The sequence below is a fragment of the Pseudomonas sp. LBUM1652 genome, assembly GCF_059716105.1.
Genome location: NZ_CP166804.1, coordinates 1,630,480 through 1,647,519, shown reverse-complemented (window position 1 = coordinate 1,647,519; position 17,040 = coordinate 1,630,480). Strand labels below are relative to the sequence as shown.

General features: G+C 59.5%; 17 protein-coding genes. 6 read left to right on the top strand and 11 right to left on the bottom strand.

The features are described from left to right. Window positions 1-37: 37 nt before the first annotated feature. From ACA069_RS07520 to cysK, 3 genes are all read right to left on the bottom strand, one after another. Window positions 38-901 carry a DMT family transporter gene (locus ACA069_RS07520; RefSeq protein WP_497616917.1) on the bottom strand — a complete coding sequence of 288 codons (864 nt, stop codon included), beginning with the start codon at window positions 899-901 and terminating at the stop codon, window positions 38-40. 479 nt (window positions 902-1,380) lie between these two features. Further along, entirely contained in the window at window positions 1,381-2,319 is a 939-nt protein-coding gene (locus ACA069_RS07515) for an aspartyl/asparaginyl beta-hydroxylase domain-containing protein (RefSeq protein ID WP_497616915.1), read from the bottom strand. A 185-nt stretch (window positions 2,320-2,504) separates the two neighbouring features. Beyond that, window positions 2,505-3,479 carry a cysteine synthase A gene (gene cysK, locus ACA069_RS07510; RefSeq protein WP_401266540.1) on the bottom strand — a complete coding sequence of 325 codons (975 nt, stop codon included), beginning with the start codon at window positions 3,477-3,479 and terminating at the stop codon, window positions 2,505-2,507. Between the two features lie 127 nt (window positions 3,480-3,606). Between cysK and ACA069_RS07505 the strand changes: the two genes are divergently transcribed. The 3 genes from ACA069_RS07505 to ACA069_RS07495 all read left to right on the top strand — a co-directional run bounded on the left by ACA069_RS07505 (window position 3,607) and on the right by ACA069_RS07495 (window position 6,909). Continuing rightward, window positions 3,607-4,683 carry a DUF748 domain-containing protein gene (locus tag ACA069_RS07505; protein WP_497616912.1) on the top strand — a complete coding sequence of 359 codons (1,077 nt, stop codon included), beginning with the start codon at window positions 3,607-3,609 and terminating at the stop codon, window positions 4,681-4,683. A gap of 189 nt (window positions 4,684-4,872) precedes the next feature. After that, entirely contained in the window at window positions 4,873-5,718 is an 846-nt protein-coding gene (locus tag ACA069_RS07500; protein ID WP_489878441.1) for an AAA family ATPase, read from the top strand. A 12-nt stretch (window positions 5,719-5,730) separates the two neighbouring features. Further along, on the top strand, window positions 5,731-6,909 hold the full coding sequence (locus ACA069_RS07495) for a vWA domain-containing protein (RefSeq protein WP_305441915.1): 1,179 nt from the start codon (window positions 5,731-5,733) through the stop codon (window positions 6,907-6,909). 87 nt (window positions 6,910-6,996) lie between these two features. Here the strand turns inward: ACA069_RS07495 and ACA069_RS07490 are convergent, their stop codons facing one another. The 4 genes from ACA069_RS07490 to ACA069_RS07475 all read right to left on the bottom strand — a co-directional run bounded on the left by ACA069_RS07490 (window position 6,997) and on the right by ACA069_RS07475 (window position 10,728). Further along, window positions 6,997-7,914, bottom strand: a complete 918-nt coding sequence (locus ACA069_RS07490; protein ID WP_497616910.1) for a 5-oxoprolinase subunit C family protein — start codon at window positions 7,912-7,914, stop codon at window positions 6,997-6,999. Then, window positions 7,911-8,615 (bottom strand): 5-oxoprolinase subunit PxpB, encoded by a 705-nt coding sequence (gene pxpB / locus ACA069_RS07485; RefSeq protein WP_497616908.1) that lies wholly within the window; start codon window positions 8,613-8,615, stop codon window positions 7,911-7,913. Before pxpB ends, ACA069_RS07490 begins: the two co-directional genes overlap by 4 nt. Then, window positions 8,612-9,364: a 5-oxoprolinase subunit PxpA gene (locus tag ACA069_RS07480; protein ID WP_401266528.1), complete on the bottom strand. Its 753-nt coding sequence runs from the start codon at window positions 9,362-9,364 to the stop codon at window positions 8,612-8,614. Before ACA069_RS07480 ends, pxpB begins: the two co-directional genes overlap by 4 nt. A gap of 77 nt (window positions 9,365-9,441) precedes the next feature. Further along, on the bottom strand, window positions 9,442-10,728 hold the full coding sequence (locus ACA069_RS07475; protein WP_489878438.1) for an MFS transporter: 1,287 nt from the start codon (window positions 10,726-10,728) through the stop codon (window positions 9,442-9,444). A gap of 158 nt (window positions 10,729-10,886) precedes the next feature. Between ACA069_RS07475 and ACA069_RS07470 the strand changes: the two genes are divergently transcribed. Next, entirely contained in the window at window positions 10,887-11,801 is a 915-nt protein-coding gene (locus ACA069_RS07470; RefSeq protein WP_489878437.1) for a LysR family transcriptional regulator, read from the top strand. 172 nt (window positions 11,802-11,973) lie between these two features. On the opposite strand, the gene ACA069_RS07465 is transcribed toward ACA069_RS07470, so the two are convergent. The 3 genes from ACA069_RS07465 to ACA069_RS07455 are packed head-to-tail and all read right to left on the bottom strand — an operon-like array spanning window position 11,974 to window position 13,819. Then, a complete protein-coding gene (locus ACA069_RS07465) occupies window positions 11,974-12,516 on the bottom strand; it encodes a DUF2937 family protein (protein WP_305441908.1) in 543 nt (180 codons plus the stop codon). A gap of 12 nt (window positions 12,517-12,528) precedes the next feature. Beyond that, on the bottom strand, window positions 12,529-13,305 hold the full coding sequence (locus ACA069_RS07460; RefSeq protein WP_024012022.1) for a class II glutamine amidotransferase: 777 nt from the start codon (window positions 13,303-13,305) through the stop codon (window positions 12,529-12,531). A gap of 16 nt (window positions 13,306-13,321) precedes the next feature. Then, window positions 13,322-13,819, bottom strand: a complete 498-nt coding sequence (locus ACA069_RS07455) for an MFS transporter (RefSeq protein ID WP_401266523.1) — start codon at window positions 13,817-13,819, stop codon at window positions 13,322-13,324. A 147-nt stretch (window positions 13,820-13,966) separates the two neighbouring features. On the opposite strand from ACA069_RS07455, the gene ACA069_RS07450 reads away from it, so the two are divergent. After that, window positions 13,967-16,021: a S9 family peptidase gene (locus tag ACA069_RS07450; RefSeq protein WP_497616904.1), complete on the top strand. Its 2,055-nt coding sequence runs from the start codon at window positions 13,967-13,969 to the stop codon at window positions 16,019-16,021. Between the two features lie 237 nt (window positions 16,022-16,258). Then, complete coding sequence (locus tag ACA069_RS07445) at window positions 16,259-16,732, top strand: cyclic nucleotide-binding domain-containing protein (protein ID WP_186548822.1); 474 nt, start codon at window positions 16,259-16,261, stop codon at window positions 16,730-16,732. On the opposite strand, the gene ACA069_RS07440 is transcribed toward ACA069_RS07445, so the two are convergent. After that, a complete protein-coding gene (locus tag ACA069_RS07440; protein ID WP_187681368.1) occupies window positions 16,729-17,013 on the bottom strand; it encodes a hypothetical protein in 285 nt (94 codons plus the stop codon). The two genes, ACA069_RS07445 and ACA069_RS07440, sit on opposite strands and share 4 nt — an antisense overlap. Window positions 17,014-17,040: the final 27 nt, after the last annotated feature.

Sequence of the window (17,040 nt, the reverse complement as noted above, 5' to 3'; positions counted from 1 at the left end):
AAAAAGGCCCGGAGACAGGCTCCGGGCCTTTTGCGGTTTAAGCTGTTTTACGGAAGACGAACGCCAGACCGATGATGATCAACAGCATGCCGAACATGCTCAACGTCGCCAGTCTGTTGCCGAAAAACAGATAGTCCATCACTGCAGTCACCGCCGGCACCAGATAAAACAGGCTGGTGACATTCACCAGATTGCCCCGCGCGATCAGGCGATACAGCAACAGCGTCGCCAGAACTGACACCACCAGGCCCATCCACAACACCGGCACGATGAAGCCCACACTGTGCTCGAAATGAAACGGCTGGAACGGCACAAAGATCCCGCACAACAACAGCCCCGCCAGATACTGCACCGGCAGCGTGCCGAGGGGATTGTCGGTGATGCGCTTCTGCATGATTGAACCGAGCGTCATGCTCGCCAGCGCCAGCAGACCGAACAGCATCCCCGCCCACGACATCCCGGCCAGACCGATCCCCTGATACACCACCATGATCAGACCGGCCAACCCCAGCGCCAGCCCAAACATCCGGCTGGCCGAGCGCTGCCGCTCCATCAACACCACCGTGAGAATCGGTTGCACGCCCATGATGGTCGCCATCACCCCCGGCGTGACTTTGGTGTTGAGGGCCAGCAGATAGAAAATCTGATAAGCCCCCAACAACACCACACCGGTGGCAATCGCAAACAGCATCGGCCTGCCGCCCTTGGGCAGTTTCAATTTGAGTAAAGGAATCAGCAGCACCAGGCCGCACAGGGCGATGGCAAAGCGAATCAACAGAAAGGCAAACGGTGACGCGTGGGCCAGGCCCCATTTGGAGAAGATCGCCCCGCTGCTCCACAGCAGAACGAACAGGCTCGTGGACGTCGCCGCGAGCGCGGATTTTTTCGAAAGGACAAACATGAATACCACCTGTAGTCAGGCCAATAGCCAACTCAGCCGAAGCTGAAATTCAGTAGGTTTTTCAGGCGGGCAAGGGGGTCAGCAGAAAATGCCGATCAGCCCGATACGCCAACGCCCGGCGGTGATACGACTGCGCACACCGGCGTGCTACTGACAGGTGGGGGGTAATGACTGATCTGCCCGGGCTGCTGATTCCCGCACGGCACGACGCCAGCGTTGACCGCTGAATCGACTACCGCGTTGATGAGGGATACAGGCATTGGGGCAGATCTTTTTTGAAGGGTTTGGAACGTGAATCACCTGATTCACGAGCGGCGACTATAACCAGCGTGGGACACAGATTGCAATGGCTTGGGATTTCTGCAAGTTCTGGTCGATGGCATTGACGTGGATGAACCCAACGTTCTCGCTGGACGGCGCTGAATCGCAGGCAATAAAAAACCGCTCACAAGAAGCGGTTTTTCATTTCCGGTTCGGTCTCAACCAAACAGCCAATACCCGAGCAACGTCAAGACCACCACCGCCAACACCGGCCGCAGCACACGGTAGGCTTTCGGATTACGGCGTTTCCACTGTTTGACCACGCCGCTGAACTTGTCGCTGAAGTTCTTGCTCCAGGCGTAAGCCTGGTTGATGCCACCGACGCGTTCGTCATCAAGGTTCTGTGGTGCGGTTGCCCGGCCGAGCCAGCCGCTGATGAAGCGGTTGATTCGGGTCATCAGCCGGTTGCTCAGCGGACGTTCGATGTCGCAGAACAGGATGACGCGCGTCTTGTCGGTTTCGTTCTTGACCCAGTGCACGTAGGTCTCGTCGAACATCACGTCTTCACCGTCGCGCCAGGCGTAGACCTGACCATCGACGAAGATCCGGCAGTCATCGGAGTTCGGTGTCGACAGGCCGAGGTGATAACGCAGGGAACCGGCAAACGGATCGCGGTGCGGATTGAGGTGACTGCCGCCCGGCAGCAGCGCAAACATCGCGCCTTTAACGTTCGGAATGGTACTGACCAGTGCCACGGTTTTCGGGCACAGGGTTTCGGCCGATGGCAGAGGTTTGTCGTACCACTTGAGGTAGAAACGCTTCCAGCCCTTCTTGAAGAACGAGCCGAAACCGGCGTCGTTGTTCTTCTCGGCGGCGCGGATGTAACCCTCGTCGAACAGGTGCATCGCTTCGTCGCGAATGACTTCCCAGTTATCGCGCAGCACATCCAGTTCCGGGAATTTGCTGCGATCCAGATACGGCTTGGACGGTACAGCGGAGAACAGGTACATCAAGGCGTTGTAGGGGGCGAACAGCGCCGAGTGGTTGACGAACTGACGCAATACCGGCAAACGCGCCTTGCCGCGCAAATGCACATAGAGCGTGCTGCCCAGAAACAGCAGCAATACCGAAGCCTTGGCGGCAAACGAAAAGGTCATCAACAACTCCTTGGAATAAAAACAACACTGCGCAACGCCCTTTACCCGGCATGGCAGCCGGCCATGATAAACACTCCTGGCCCGGGGCAAAACCCGTTCAACCCAAGATTCAGTGTTAAGAATTGCGCAACAAAGCATTTATTAACATAAGCATCCTGAACCCCGGCTGACCTGAATCAACTCGATTACTGCTGGTTCTCCTGCTCGGTGAACAGATCGCTGAATAGCATGCTCGACAGATAACGCTCACCGGAGTCCGGCAGAATCACCACGATGGTCTTGCCCTGCATCTCAGGTGTCTCGGCCAGACGCACCGCCACCGCCATTGCCGCACCGCAGGAAATACCGCACAAAATCCCTTCTTCCTGCATCAGGCGCAGGGCCATGGCCTTGGACTCTTCGTCGGTGACCTGCTCGACCCGGTCGACCATCGACATATCAAGGTTTTTCGGCACGAAACCGGCACCAATGCCTTGAATCTTGTGCGGGCTCGGCTTGATCTCTTCGCCAGCCCGTGCCTGAGTAATCACTGGCGACGAGGCAGGCTCCACGGCCACCGAAATAATCGGTTTACCCTGGGTATTCTTGATATACCGCGAAACGCCGGTGATGGTTCCGCCGGTGCCGACGCCAGCCACCAGCACATCCACTGCACCGTCGGTGTCATTCCAGATTTCCGGGCCGGTGGTTTTTTCGTGGATGGCCGGGTTGGCCGGGTTATCGAACTGTGCCGGCATGAAGTATTTGCCTGTATCACTGGCAACAATCTCGGCGGCCTTCTCGATCGCGCCTTTCATGCCTTTGGCCGGCTCGGTCAGCACCAGTTCGGCGCCCAGCGCCTTGAGTACTTTGCGACGCTCAATGCTCATCGAGGCGGGCATGGTCAGCATCAACTTGTAGCCACGCGCGGCGGCGACGAAGGCCAGGCCGATGCCGGTATTGCCCGACGTCGGCTCGACGATGGTCATGCCTGGCTTGAGTTTGCCGCTGCTTTCGGCGTCCCAGATCATGTTGGCGCCTATTCGGCACTTGACCGAATAACCGGGGTTGCGCCCCTCGATCTTGGCCAGAATGGTCACGCCACGCGGGGCGATACGGTTGATCTGCACCAGCGGCGTGTTGCCGATGGAATGGGCGTTGTCAGCAAAGATGCGGCTCATGGCTGGGTCCTTGTGCAGCGTTGAATTTAGCGCTCCAAGGTATGCCTGTTGCCCGTTACAGTCCAGTCGGGTCGAACGTCTGCGGCAGCAGGCAGTCAACCGTTTACATCGTTCGGGAATTGGCACCATGAAGCGTCGTTATAGCTGGCCGTTATGGATTTTCGCTGGGGTTGTCGTGCTGTTGATTGCACTTCACATCGCCCTGCCGTACGTGGTGCGTGATTATCTGAACGACAGAATGGCGAACATGGGTGACTACCGTGGGCAGATCACCGATGTCGATCTGGCGCTGTGGCGCGGCGCCTACAAAATCAACGGCCTGAAGATCGTAAAGGTCGACGGCAAGGTGCCGGTACCGTTCGTCAACGCACCGGTGATTGACTTGTCGGTGAGCTGGCACTCGTTGTGGTACGAGCGAGCGGTGGTAGCGCAGGTGCAGTTCATCAAACCGGAAGTGAATTTCGTCGACGGTGGGGCCAACAAGCAGAATTCCCAGACCGGTCAGGGCACTGACTGGCGCGAGCAACTGGGCAAGTTGCTGCCGATTACCCTCGATGAAGTCCAGATCCACGATGGCCGCGTCACATTCCGCAATTTCAACTCCAAACCGCCCGTCAACATGAACGCCACCAACGTCGACGCCAGCATCTACAACTTGACCAACGTGGTCGACAAAGAGGGCAAACGCGATGCACGTTTCGAAGGCAAAGCTTTGTTGTTGGGCCACGCCCCTCTGGAAACCACCGCGACCTTCGATCCGCTGAGCAACTTCGAAGACTTCGAGTTTCGACTTCGCGCAAAAGACATCGAGCTCAAGCGCATGAATGATTTCGCCTCGGCTTATGGCAAGTTCGACTTCAACGCCGGGCATGGCGACGTGGTGATTGAAGCAAAAGCCGAAAAAGCCAAAGTGACCGGTTACATCAAACCGTTGCTGCGCGATGTCGATGTGTTCGACTGGCAGCAAGACGTTGAAAACAAGAACAAAGGTCTGTTCCGCTCGGTCTGGGAAGCACTGGTCGGCGGTACCGAAACCGTGTTGAAAAACCAGGTCAAAAACCAGTTCGCTACCCGCGTGCAACTCAGCGGTAACGTGCACCAGCAAAATATCAACGGGTTCGAAGCGTTTTTGCAGATTTTGCGCAATGGATTTGTTCAGGCTTTCAATGCGCGGTATGAGCGGCCGAAGCCGGATGAGGGTTAAGGCTTTGCGCCAGCACCTCCCGATGAAGGGTATCGGCCGAAACCGAGTCAACATGTGACGCCCCATTCAGAGACTGAATAAGCCGTCTGCGTTCACAGTCGACCGGGCTGCGCGTTATAGTCGGTGCATCCGATTATTTCGCCCCCGCCCTGCCCGTTCAGGTCGGCGTTACCGTTCGAGGATTAGCAGATGAAGTTCGAAGGCACCCAGGCCTACGTCGCCACCGATGACCTGAAGCTGGCGGTCAACGCCGCCATCACCCTGGAGCGGCCGCTGCTGGTCAAGGGCGAACCGGGCACTGGCAAGACCATGCTCGCCGAGCAACTGGCCGAATCGTTCAACGCCCGGTTGATCACCTGGCACATCAAGTCCACCACCAAGGCGCATCAGGGCCTGTACGAGTACGACGCCGTCAGCCGTCTGCGCGACTCGCAGTTGGGCACAGAAAAAGTCCACGACGTGCGCAACTACCTGAAGAAAGGCAAGCTCTGGGAGGCTTTCGAGTCCGAAGAGCGAGTCATCCTGCTGATCGACGAAATCGACAAGGCCGACATCGAGTTCCCTAACGACCTGCTGCAAGAACTCGACAAGATGGAGTTCTACGTTTACGAGATCGACGAGACCATCAAGGCCAAGAAGCGCCCGATCATCATCATTACCTCCAACAACGAGAAAGAGCTGCCGGACGCCTTCCTGCGCCGCTGCTTCTTCCACTACATCGCCTTCCCCGACCGCAACACGCTGCAAAAAATCGTCGATGTTCACTATCCGGACATCAAGAAGGATCTGGTCAGCGAAGCGCTGGACGTGTTCTTCGACGTGCGCAAAGTACCTGGTTTGAAGAAGAAGCCGTCGACCTCGGAACTGGTCGACTGGCTGAAGCTGCTGATGGCCGACAATATCGGCGAAGCGGTGCTGCGCGAACGCGATCCGACCAAGGCAATTCCGCCGCTGGCAGGGGCTTTGGTAAAGAACGAACAGGACGTGCAATTGCTTGAGCGCCTGGCGTTCATGAGCCGTCGCGGCACCCGCTAAGAGGCTGATGCCATGTTGCTCAACCTGTTCAATGAAATGCGCGCAGCCAAGGTGCCGGTGTCGGTGCGCGAGCTGCTCGACCTGATCAACGCGCTGAAACAGCGCGTGACCTTCGCCGACATGGACGAGTTCTACTACTTGTCGCGGGCGATTCTGGTGAAGGACGAGCGGCATTTCGACAAGTTCGACCGTGCGTTCGGCGCCTACTTCAATGGCCTGGAAAAACTCGACGATCATCTTCAGGCGCTGATTCCCGAAGACTGGCTGCGCAAGGAGTTCGAACGCTCGTTGAGCGACGAAGAACGCGCGCAGATCCAGTCCCTCGGCGGTCTGGACAAGCTGATCGAAGAGTTCAAGAAGCGTCTGGAAGAACAGAAGGAACGCCACGCCGGCGGCAATAAATGGATCGGTACCGGCGGCACCAGTCCGTTCGGTTCCGGCGGCTTCAACCCGGAAGGCATTCGGGTCGGCGATGCCGGCAAGCGTCAGGGTAAAGCGGTAAAAGTCTGGGATCAGCGCGAGTACAAGAACCTCGACGATTCCGTCGAACTGGGCACGCGGAACATCAAGGTTGCCCTGCGTCGTTTGCGTAAGTTCGCCCGTCAGGGCGCGGCGGAAGAGTTGGACATCGACGGCACCATCGACCACACCGCCAAAGATGCCGGACTGTTGAACATCCAGATGCGCCCGGAACGGCGCAACACGGTGAAGCTGTTGTTGCTGTTCGACATTGGCGGCTCGATGGATGCGCATGTGAAGATCTGCGAGGAACTGTTCTCGGCCTGCAAGACCGAGTTCAAGCACCTGGAGTATTTCTACTTCCACAACTTCATTTATGAATCGGTGTGGAAGAACAACATGCGCCGCACCTCCGAGCGTTTCTCGACGCAGGATTTGCTGCACAAATACGGCGCCGACTACAAAGTGATCTTTATCGGCGACGCCGCCATGGCGCCTTATGAAATCACCCAGGCCGGCGGCAGCGTCGAACACTGGAACGAAGAGCCCGGTTATCTGTGGATGCAACGCTTCATGGAGAAATACAAGAAGCTCATCTGGATCAATCCGTATCCGAAAGATACGTGGGGCTATACCTCATCGACCAACATCGTGCGGGACTTGATCGAGGATCAGATGTATCCGCTGACCTTGCGTGGGCTGGAAGAAGGGATGAGATTCCTGTCCAAATAAAATCAAAAGATCGCAGCCTTCGGCAGCTCCTACAGAGAAATCTCCGCTCCCCTGCAGGAGCTGCAGCAGGCTGCGATCTTTTGATCTTCAACCAAACAGCTGCAGATAGTCGACATGCTCCCGGTGCGCAACGTCCTGCACCACCGGCCGCAATCTCACCTTTTCTCCCGGCAGACATTGCGCCAGCCGAGCCAACGCCAACGGCGTCAACGCCCCCAAGCGCGGATAACCACCAATCGTCTGTCGATCATTGAGCAAAACAATCGGCTGCCCGTCCGGCGGCACCTGCACCGCGCCCAGTGGAATGCCCTCGGAAATCATCGGTTGGCCCTGGTAGTGCAAAGGCTTGCCCAGCAAGCGAATGCCCATGCGATCAGCGCGACTGTCCAGCGTCCAGGCGCTGTTGAATACATCAAACAGACTTTCCCCGCTGAACTGGCCGATCTGCGCCCCGAGCACCAGATCCAGTGGCGCATTCAGCCGAAGATCCGGGCGATGCGCCATTGGCACTTCCCGAACCAGAAAGGTTTCACCCTGATAGCTCAACGTCGCCCCTTTGGCCAGCGGCAGCCCCATGCCATCGAGCCCCCCGAGTTCCTCGCGCACCACCGTGGCGCTGCTGCCCAGAACCCTCGGCGCGTCAAAACCACCCGGCGCCGCCAGATAAGCCCGGGCACCGAGTCGTGGCTGGGTGAATTTCAAAGTCTGCCCTTTGCGCAGTTTGAAACTGCACCACGGCGACAGCGGTTGGTCATCCAGGTGCGCGTCGAGATCTGCCCCGGCCAACGCCAACAGGCAATCCTCTTCAGCCACCACGGCAAACCCGCCGAGGGTGATTTCGATCACCGGCAGATCCAGGCCGTTGCCCAGCAGCCAATTCGCCCAACGCATCGACCGCCAATCCGCCGCACCGCCCTGGGTCACACCCAAATGCCGCACGCCAAACCGCCCGGCGTCTTGCAACAGGCACAGCGGCGTACTTGCTTCAATCGTCAGTCGGCTCATATCAGTGCCTCCAGCGGTGTGTCGTCGCCACCCAGATGGATGAACTCGGCGTGGCTCACCGCTTCGAAGCGCACGGTGTCGCCAGGTTGCATCAGGCTGTAGCCGTCGCGATGACGATCAAACAGTTTCGCCGGGGTGCGGCCGATCAGGTTCCAGCCACCCGGGGAGACCACGGGATATGCGGCGGTTTGCCGTTCGGCAATGCCGACGCTGCCGGCGGCAACTTTCTTGCGCGGGGTGTTCAGGCGTGGCGCGGCCAAGACTTCTTCGACCAGCCCCATGAAGGCAAAACCCGGGGCAAAACCAAGAGCGAATACCTGATACTCCCGGGCACTGTGACGGCGGATGACCTCTTCTACCGCCAATCCACTGCGTTGGGCCAACAGGCTCAGTTCGGGGCCGACGCTCAGGTCGTACCAGACCGGCAGCACGTGGCACTGGCCGGTGGCCCGCGCATTCGGCGAAAGATCAATCAACGCATCAGCGATCAATTCCCGGGCCTGATTCGGGCTCAAAACGGTCAAGTCGTAATGCACCATCAATGTCGTATAGGACGGCACCAGATCAATCAGTTGCGCACCGAACACCGCGCGTAAGCGCTCACTGGCAGCGAGCATCCATGGCATGTTGGCCTCGGCGATGTCATCGAACAGACGCAGCATCAGGCAATCCAGTGCTACGACTTCAATCCTTGGGTTCATGACGCACTCTGCTGATTCAAGGCCTCGCGGATACGCTGCACGGCGGCCACCGAACTGGTGTTGTCACCGTGTACGCAAAGGGTGTTGGCTTGCAGGTGCAAGGCGCTGCCGTCGCTGGCGGTGAGGTTGTCGCCACGGGCAATGGTCAGCGCTTGCTCGATGATTTTTTCCGGTTCGTGATGCACCGCGCCCGGCAGTTGTCGCGAGACCAGGCGACCGGCGCTGTCGTAGGCACGGTCGGCGAAGGCTTCAAACCACAGGGTTACGCCGTACTCGTCGCCGAGTTGCTGCGCCGCCGAGTTGTCGCGGGTGGCCATCAACATCAACGGCAACGTGCGATCGTAAGCGGCCACCGCCTGAATCACCGCGCGCAACTGCGCCGGGTTGGCCATCATGTCGTTGTACATCGCGCCATGGGGTTTGACGTAGCTGACTCTTGCACCTTGCGCGCGGCAGATGCCGTCGAGCGCGCCGATCTGGTAATGCAGGATGTCTTGCAGTTCCTGTGCGGAATACGCCATGGAGCGCCGACCGAATCCGACCAGATCCTGATAGGCCGGGTGCGCGCCGATCTGCACGCCATGGCTCAGTGCCAGGCTGACGGTTTTGCGCATGATGCCCGGGTCGCCGGCGTGGAAGCCGCAGGCCACGTTGGCGCAGTCGATGAAGGGCATGACTTCGGCGTCCAGACCCATGGTCCAGCTGCCGAAACTCTCGCCAATGTCGCAATTCAATAACAGGCGGCTCACGGTAAACACTCCTGTAGCTTTTTATCTTTCTATCCGTAGGACATCGCCCCTTGGGCAATGCCCCCGCAGGTTATCAGTTACTGCGCGTCGAGTTGCTTGCCACGGGTTTCCGGCAGGCTCAACGCCGCGATAATCACCACGCCGTAAGACACCGCAGCAAATGCACCAATGCCTACGCTCAACGGCACTTTCTGGCTGAGCAGGCCGATCAGCAGCGGAAACAGCGCCGCCAGCGCCCGGCCGATGTTGTAGCAGAAGCCTTGGCCCGAGCCGCGAATCCGCGTTGGGAACAACTCGGTGAGAAACGCGCCCATACCGCTGAAAATCCCCGAGGCAAAGAACCCCAGCGGGAAGCCCAGCCAGAGCATCACGCCATTACTGACCGGCAATTGGGTGTAGAGCAGAACGATGGTGAACGAGCCGACCGCGAACAGGATAAAGTTCTTTTTGCGGCCCAACAGGTCGGTCAGATAAGCACTGATCACGTAACCGACATAGGAACCGACAATCACCATCGCCAGGTAACCGCCGGTGCCGAGCACGCTCAAGCCGCGTTCGTTTTTCAGGAAGGTCGGCAACCACGAGGTGATCGCGTAGTAACCGCCAAGTGCGCCGGTGGTCAGCAGCGAGGCGCGAATCGTGGTGAAGAGTATGCCGGGGGCGAAAATCTCATAGAACTTCGCCGCATTTTCCGGGGTTTGCGCAGCCTTGGCTTCGCGGTAGATCTCCGGGTCTTTGACCAGACGTCGCACGAAAATTACGAAAATCGCCGGCACGATGCCGAGGATGAACAGCGCTCGCCAGGCATCTTCCGGCGGCATGATCGAGAACAGCAGCGCATACAGAATCGCCGTCAGCCCCCAGCCCAGCGCCCAACCGGATTGCACCATGCCGACCGCTTTGCCGCGATCCTTCGCCCGGATCACTTCGCCGATCAGCACTGCGCCAGCCGTCCATTCGCCACCGAAACCGAAGCCCATCAGGGTGCGGGCGATCAACAACTGTTCGTAGTTTTGCGCGAAGCCGCAGAGGAAGGTGAAGAAGGCGAACCACAGCACCGTCAGTTGCAAAGTGCGCACACGGCCGATGCGATCGGACAGGATGCCCGCGACCCAGCCGCCGATGGCCGAGGCGATCAGGGTGCTGGTGTGAATCAGCCCGGCTTCGCCCGTAGTGATGCCCCACATCGCAATCAGGGTCGGCACCACGAAACTGAGCATCTGCGTGTCCATGCCGTCCAGACCGTAGCCGATCTTGCAGCTCCAGAACGTGCGACGCTCCTGCTTATTGATGTTGCGATACCAGTCGAACGGTCCGGGGCGGGCCGTAGTCTTGGCGAGGTCGAGGGTGTCGGGCGCACTCATGGCAAGTCTCCGCAGGCTTTTATTGGTCTTGTTCGTAGTCCCGACGACGCCTATCGTGGGAACCGGATGCGCCGATTTTTGGGCGCCCCGCCCTGCTGCGTCCAACGAATAAAAACCCGCCTTAGGCATAAGAAAAATTTGTCACCCGAGCCTTGCCCATGAACCTGAAGTTTCTCGAGACCTTTGTCTGGGTCGCCCGGCTGAAGAGTTTTCGCCTGACCGCCGACAAGTTGTTCACCACTCAGGCATCGATTTCCAGCCGCATTGCGGTGCTTGAAGGCGAGTTGGGGGTGAAGCTGTTTCTGCGTGATTCGCGCGGCGTCAGCCTCACACCCGAAGGCTTGAAAGTGCTGGACTATGCCGAGCAGATGCTCGACACCATGAGCGCGCTCAAGCAATCGATCGAAACCCGCTCAAGCAAGGTTGGCCGTGTACGCATCGGCGTGATGGACACGGTGATTCACACTTGGCTGAGCCCGTTGGTGGCGCAGATGACCGACCTGTATCCACGCGTGGAAATCGAGCTGGTGGCCGATACCTCGCTGAACCTCTGCGATCAGCTGCAAAAAGGCTTTCTCGATCTGATCCTGCAAACCGATCTGGTGCGCCATGAAAGCGTGCGCAGTCTGGAGCTGGCCAGCCATCCGCTGGGCTGGATCGTCGCCAGCCATTCGATCTACAACCGCGACTACGCCGATCTCGCCGAACTGGCGCAGGAACGCATCATCACCTACTCGAAAAACTCCCGGCCGCACCAGGACCTATTGGCGCTGATGCAGGCCAACGGGGTGTTGGCGCCGCGCTTGAATTGCGTGAATTCGGTGTCGGCGATTACCCGGTTGCTGCGCGATGGTTTTGGCATCGGCGTATTGCCGCCGGTGCTGGTGGCCGAGGAGTTGGCGCGGGGTGAACTGACCCTGCTCGCCATTGATCAGCGGCCACCGAATCTGCAAGTGGTGGTGTCGTGGCGGGTGGGTGTGGAGTGGGTCGAGGAGATTGTGACGTTGTGTCAGCAGGTGCTGGAGGGGTATGCGCAGAAGGTGGGTGAAAACTACATCACCCTTACTAACTGATCACATACTTGTGGTGAGGGGATTTATCCCCGACCGGCTGCGCAGCAGTCGTACACCAAACAACTCGGCCTTTCTGACACACCGCTTTGCCGGGTTTGGGGCTGCTTCGCAGCCCATCGGGGATAAATCCCCTCACCACAAACCCCCCTCATTTCAGGGGACTGTGCAGAATTTACAAGCCGCGCACATCCCGGTCTTCAATCGGCCGGCTCTGGCGCAGGCGCTTGCCGCCCAGTACCACCCAGTCGATCAGACGGAACAGGCATTCGATGCCGAACGACAGCAGCAACGCGCCGCTCATGCCCCAGATCATCGCTTCCGGAGTCAGCAGGATCTGATAGCTGTAGCCGTTCCAGGTTTCCTTGCGGATGTCCGGGTCGGCGGCCAGCACCACTTGCAGGAAGCGGATGTACCACGGCCCCTGCATGGCCTGGAACTGTTTATCCAGGGCCAACTGACGATTGAGCATCGTGCTCAGGCTATCGGCATCGCTGCGAAACACCGGGTCTTCACTGGCGCGATAATGCGCGACCAAGGCCTGCATGTCGCCCTTGAAAAACTGTTCGGCCGTGCCCTGGAACCCACGCAGACCAGTCTGCGCCTCGATCAGATGCGCCTCGACGCGTTTAGCGTAATCGTTGATGAACCCCGGCACCTGGACACCGATCAACAGGCCCGCCGCAAACAACACCAGCCGTAGATAACTGAGCAACATGGGGTGCAATCCTTATTCGGTCTTGCCCTGGCTTACGCATTCGCCGCGTCGCCACAGGCTCCATTGGCCCGGTTCGTAGCGGGTCCAGGTTTCGTTTTCGGTCAAGGGTTCGGTGGCAATCACCGTCACCACATCGTTGGGCGTGGTTTCGGCCTGGAAATCGACGATCACATCGACATCCTTGAGCCGCGCCGGGCCGAACGGTGCGCGCCGGGTGATCTGCGCCAGTTTGGTCGAGCAATAGCAGAACAGCCAGTCGCCATCGCTGAGCAGGCAGTTGAACACGCCTTTGCTGCGGTATTCGGCGCACGCGGCGACCAGATCCGGCAGCAGCACTTCTATATCGACCGGTTCCGGAAAGGCTGCACGTACGCGGTTGAGCAAATCGCAGAACGCCGCTTCACTGTCGGTATCGCCAACCGGGCGGTAGAAACTTTTGATCGGGGTGAAATCGGCGAGCTGGCCGTTGTGCGCGAAGCACCAGTTGCGCCCCCACAGTTCGCGCACGAACGGGTGGGTATTGGACAGGCAGACCTTGCCGACGTTGGCCTGGCGGATGTGGCCGATGACCACTTCGCTCTTGATCGGGTAACGCTGCACCAGATTGGCGACTTCCGACTCGCTGCTCGCCGCCGGATCCTGAAACAGCCGCAGGCCACGGCCCTCATAGAAGGCGATGCCCCAGCCGTCGCGGTGCGGGCCGGTGCGGCCGCCGCGCTGCATCAGCCCGGTGAAGCTGAACACAATATCGGTCGGCACGTTGGCACTCATGCCCAGTAATTCACACATGTGCGGACTCTCGGGATTACAGACGCGGCTCGACCCGCATGCGCTGCGGATTGCTCGGTACCGGCGGGCGGCCATAACGGTCATCACCGGCACCACCGAACGGCTGATCATCGTCGCGTTCATCGGCGCGAGCTGCGGCCTTGGCGGCGTCCGCCTGTTCACGGCGAGCCTTGGAGGCACGTTCGATCGGGAAGCGGATCAACACGAAAATCAGGTAGATGCCGAAGGCGATCATGCCGTACATGAACAGATCGGAGACCGCGCGCCAGGCGTTGTTGCCGACCTTGAACGCCAGATCCAGTGCGGTAATGGCGATGGCCGGAGCGACCTTTTCCTTCACGGGGTCAACGATGGTCGGGCTGAAGAGCAATACCACCATCAACACGCGCAGCGGCTCGCGCAGCCAGCGCCACATCCAAGTGGTCAGGCGCATCCATACCAACAGGCAGCCTACAGCGGCAAAGGCGTAGAGGCCCCAGGCGATCAGATAGTCGTTCTCGGTCATGGTGTCCATGGCAAGGCAGGCAAAGAGGCGCTTATAGTAACGACTTTTCGCCCGCCAGGCTTGTCCCAATGCCAGACGGCGAGCAGCAATCCCTGTGAGAGCATCAGTCTCAAGCGCTGCGAAATCCCTTTTCCGAATATTGTCCGAGAGCCTTCCATGCCCGAATCCGCCAACGTCATCAGCGCCCCGATTGCCCACAAGGCGGCCGGCGCCGACCCGTATGCCTGGCTGCAAGAGCGCGACACCGATGCGGTGCTCGACTACCTCAAGGCCGAAAACGCCTACCAAGAAGCGCAAACCGCCGATCAGGCCGAACTGCGCGAAACCCTGTTCGAAGAGATCAAGGGCCGGATTCTCGAAACCGATCTGTCCCTGCCCTCCCCTTGGGGGCCGTACCTGTATTACACGCGCACCACAGCGGGCGACGAATATGCCCGGCATTACCGCTGCCCGCGCCCGGCGGACGACAGCCTGACCCTCGACGAAAGCCGCGAGCAACTGCTGCTCGACCCGAACGTGCTGGCCAATGGCGGATTCTTTTCCCTGGGCGCGTTCAGCATCAGCCCCGATCACCAGCGCCTGGCCTACAGCGTTGATGCCTCGGGCGATGAGATCTACACGCTGTTCGTCAAGGAACTGTCCAACGACAAGGTCAGCGAACTGGAATTCGAGGACTGCGACGGCAGCATGACCTGGGCCAACGACAGTCTGACGCTGTTCTTCGGCGTGCTCGACGACACCCACCGCCCGCACAAGTTGTTCCGTTATCGCCTCGACGGCACTGCCGCTGAAGAAGTCTTCCACGAGCAGGACGGGCGTTTCTTCCTGCATTGCTACCGATCCAGCTCCGAACAGCAATTGCTGCTGTCGCTGGGCAGCAAGACCACCAGCGAAGTCTGGGCACTGGACGCCAACCAGCCGCACCTGCCGTTCACCTGCCTGGCACCACGCGTCGAAGATCACGAATACGACGTCGACCACGGCCTGCTCGATGGCACATGGACGTGGTTCATCCGCACCAACCGCGACGGCATCAACTACGCCTTGTATCAGGCGCCGGACACTGGCGTCGCCCCAACTGAGGCCGACTGGCAGAACCTGATCCCGCACAGCGACGAGGTGATGCTCGATGGCGTGAGCCTCAATACCGAGGCCATGACCCTGAGCCTGCGCGAAGGTGGTTTGCCGATCATCGAAGTTCACCCACACGGTCTGGCGCCTTATCGCGTGCAATTGCCGGACGCGGCCTACAGCCTCTATGTGCAAAACAGCCTGGAGTTTGAAAGCGATCGCATCCGCCTGCGCTACGAGGCACTCAATCGCCCGGCGCAGGTGCGCCAGTTGATCCTCGCCAGCGGCGAACAGACTGTTCTGAAAGAAACACCGGTACTCGGCCCGTTCGATGCTGACGCTTATGTCAGCCAGCGCCTTTGGGCCACCGCGCCGGACGGCACGCAAGTGCCGATCAGTCTGGTGATGAAACGCGAAATGGTCGGCAAACAGGTGCCGCTGTACCTGTACGGTTACGGTGCTTACGGTTCGAGCCTCGACCCATGGTTTTCCCACGCGCGCCTGAGCCTGCTCGATCGCGGCATGGCCTTTGCCATCGCCCACGTACGTGGCGGCGGCGAGTTGGGCGAAGCCTGGTATCGCGCCGGCAAGCAGGAACACAAGCACAACACCTTCAGCGACTTTATCGCCTGCGCCGAATTCCTGATCCTCAACGGCATCACCACGGCTGAAAAACTGGCGATCAGCGGCGGCAGCGCCGGCGGTTTGTTGATTGGTGCGGTGCTCAACCAGCGTCCGGATCTGTTTGGCGTGGCGATTGCCGAAGTACCGTTCGTCGATGTGCTCAACACCATGCTCGACCCTGAACTGCCGCTGACCGTCACCGAATACGACGAGTGGGGCAACCCTGAGGAGCCGGACGTCTACGAGCGGATCAAGGCCTATGCGCCTTACGAAAACGTCACTGCGCAGGATTATCCCGCGACACTGGTGATCGCCGGCTACAACGACAGCCGCGTGCAGTACTGGGAAGCGGCCAAGTGGGTGGCGAAGTTGCGAGCGACCAAAACCGACAACAACGTGCTGCTGCTCAAGACTGAACTGGGCGCCGGCCACGGCGGAATGAGCGGGCGCTATCAGGGATTACGTGACGTAGCGCTCGAATATGCATTTGTTTTCAAGGTTCTGGGGCTGGCCTGAGGAACTCCGTCGGTCACTTGGGTCTTAACTCAAGACCCTTGTGGCGAGGGGATTTATCCCCGTTGGGCTGCGAAGCGGCCCCAAAACCTGCAAACTGAGTATTCCTGAAATACCGAGTTGGTAGGATTTGCGACTGCTGCGCAGCCGAACGGGGATAAATCCCCTCACCACAAAAGCCCGTTCCCACGGGAACCGTGTATAGCCTCGAAAATGTGAAAACAAAAAGATCGCAACGACATGTCAGAACCGACCTTACTGAACAACGAAATCCGCGACTGGCTGATGGACTGCGGCCTGTTCGACCAATTGCAACTGGCCGACTTCGCCGCCGCCTCCGGCTACTTCAGCATCAGCACCGTGGCTGAAGGCGAAGCAATTTTCCGTGAGGGCGATGCCGGCAGTTTCATGTGCATCCTCCACACCGGTCAGGTCGCCGTGCAGAAAACCGGTGCCGACGGTCAGGTCATCACCATGGCCACCCTGCGCAGCGGTCGGGCGTTCGGGGAAATGGCCGTGCTCGACGGCGAACGGCGCTCGGCCACTTGCGTGGCGGCGAGCAATTGCCAGTTGCTCAATCTGGGCAAGGACTCGCTGGAAAAAATGCTCAACGACGCGCCGAAAATCGCCGCCAAGATCATCCGCGCCCTCGCCGTCTCCCTGTCCAAACGCTTGCGCATGGCCGACGGCCAACTGGCGGCGCAACAGGTTTAACCGCCGGGGGATTTGATCTTGGTGCCGGTCTGTTCGATACCCGGCACCGGTTGATCCTTGATTGGCGGGCTGGGCATTTCGATCGGCACCAGCGGCGGGCTGCCACTGCCGGCGCCCGACTTGGGGATGTTGATCGGCGTGATCTGTGGATATGGGGTTGGCGTTGCGGTGCCGGGCGAGCCGGGCTGCGGCGCCGGGCTGACCGGAATGGTCTGCTGCGCTTGCACTGCAGTTATCGAGAGCGCGGCCAGGGCAATGACCGTTAGAATGGTGCGCTTCATCAAGGGCTCCGTTGGCCTTAGTCTGCG

Coding starts and splice junctions, on each gene's coding strand:
- ACA069_RS07520 (WP_497616917.1), bottom strand. CDS start 901: ATGTTTGTCCTTTCGAAAAAATCCGCGCTCGCGGCGACGTCCACGAGC.
- ACA069_RS07515 (WP_497616915.1), bottom strand. CDS start 2,319: ATGACCTTTTCGTTTGCCGCCAAGGCTTCGGTATTGCTGCTGTTTCTG.
- cysK (WP_401266540.1), bottom strand. CDS start 3,479: ATGAGCCGCATCTTTGCTGACAACGCCCATTCCATCGGCAACACGCCG.
- ACA069_RS07505 (WP_497616912.1), top strand. CDS start 3,607: ATGAAGCGTCGTTATAGCTGGCCGTTATGGATTTTCGCTGGGGTTGTC.
- ACA069_RS07500 (WP_489878441.1), top strand. CDS start 4,873: ATGAAGTTCGAAGGCACCCAGGCCTACGTCGCCACCGATGACCTGAAG.
- ACA069_RS07495 (WP_305441915.1), top strand. CDS start 5,731: ATGTTGCTCAACCTGTTCAATGAAATGCGCGCAGCCAAGGTGCCGGTG.
- ACA069_RS07490 (WP_497616910.1), bottom strand. CDS start 7,914: ATGAGCCGACTGACGATTGAAGCAAGTACGCCGCTGTGCCTGTTGCAA.
- pxpB (WP_497616908.1), bottom strand. CDS start 8,615: ATGAACCCAAGGATTGAAGTCGTAGCACTGGATTGCCTGATGCTGCGT.
- ACA069_RS07475 (WP_489878438.1), bottom strand. CDS start 10,728: ATGAGTGCGCCCGACACCCTCGACCTCGCCAAGACTACGGCCCGCCCC.
- ACA069_RS07470 (WP_489878437.1), top strand. CDS start 10,887: ATGAACCTGAAGTTTCTCGAGACCTTTGTCTGGGTCGCCCGGCTGAAG.
- ACA069_RS07465 (WP_305441908.1), bottom strand. CDS start 12,516: ATGTTGCTCAGTTATCTACGGCTGGTGTTGTTTGCGGCGGGCCTGTTG.
- ACA069_RS07460 (WP_024012022.1), bottom strand. CDS start 13,305: ATGTGTGAATTACTGGGCATGAGTGCCAACGTGCCGACCGATATTGTG.
- ACA069_RS07455 (WP_401266523.1), bottom strand. CDS start 13,819: ATGGACACCATGACCGAGAACGACTATCTGATCGCCTGGGGCCTCTAC.
- ACA069_RS07450 (WP_497616904.1), top strand. CDS start 13,967: ATGCCCGAATCCGCCAACGTCATCAGCGCCCCGATTGCCCACAAGGCG.
- ACA069_RS07445 (WP_186548822.1), top strand. CDS start 16,259: ATGTCAGAACCGACCTTACTGAACAACGAAATCCGCGACTGGCTGATG.
- ACA069_RS07440 (WP_187681368.1), bottom strand. CDS start 17,013: ATGAAGCGCACCATTCTAACGGTCATTGCCCTGGCCGCGCTCTCGATA.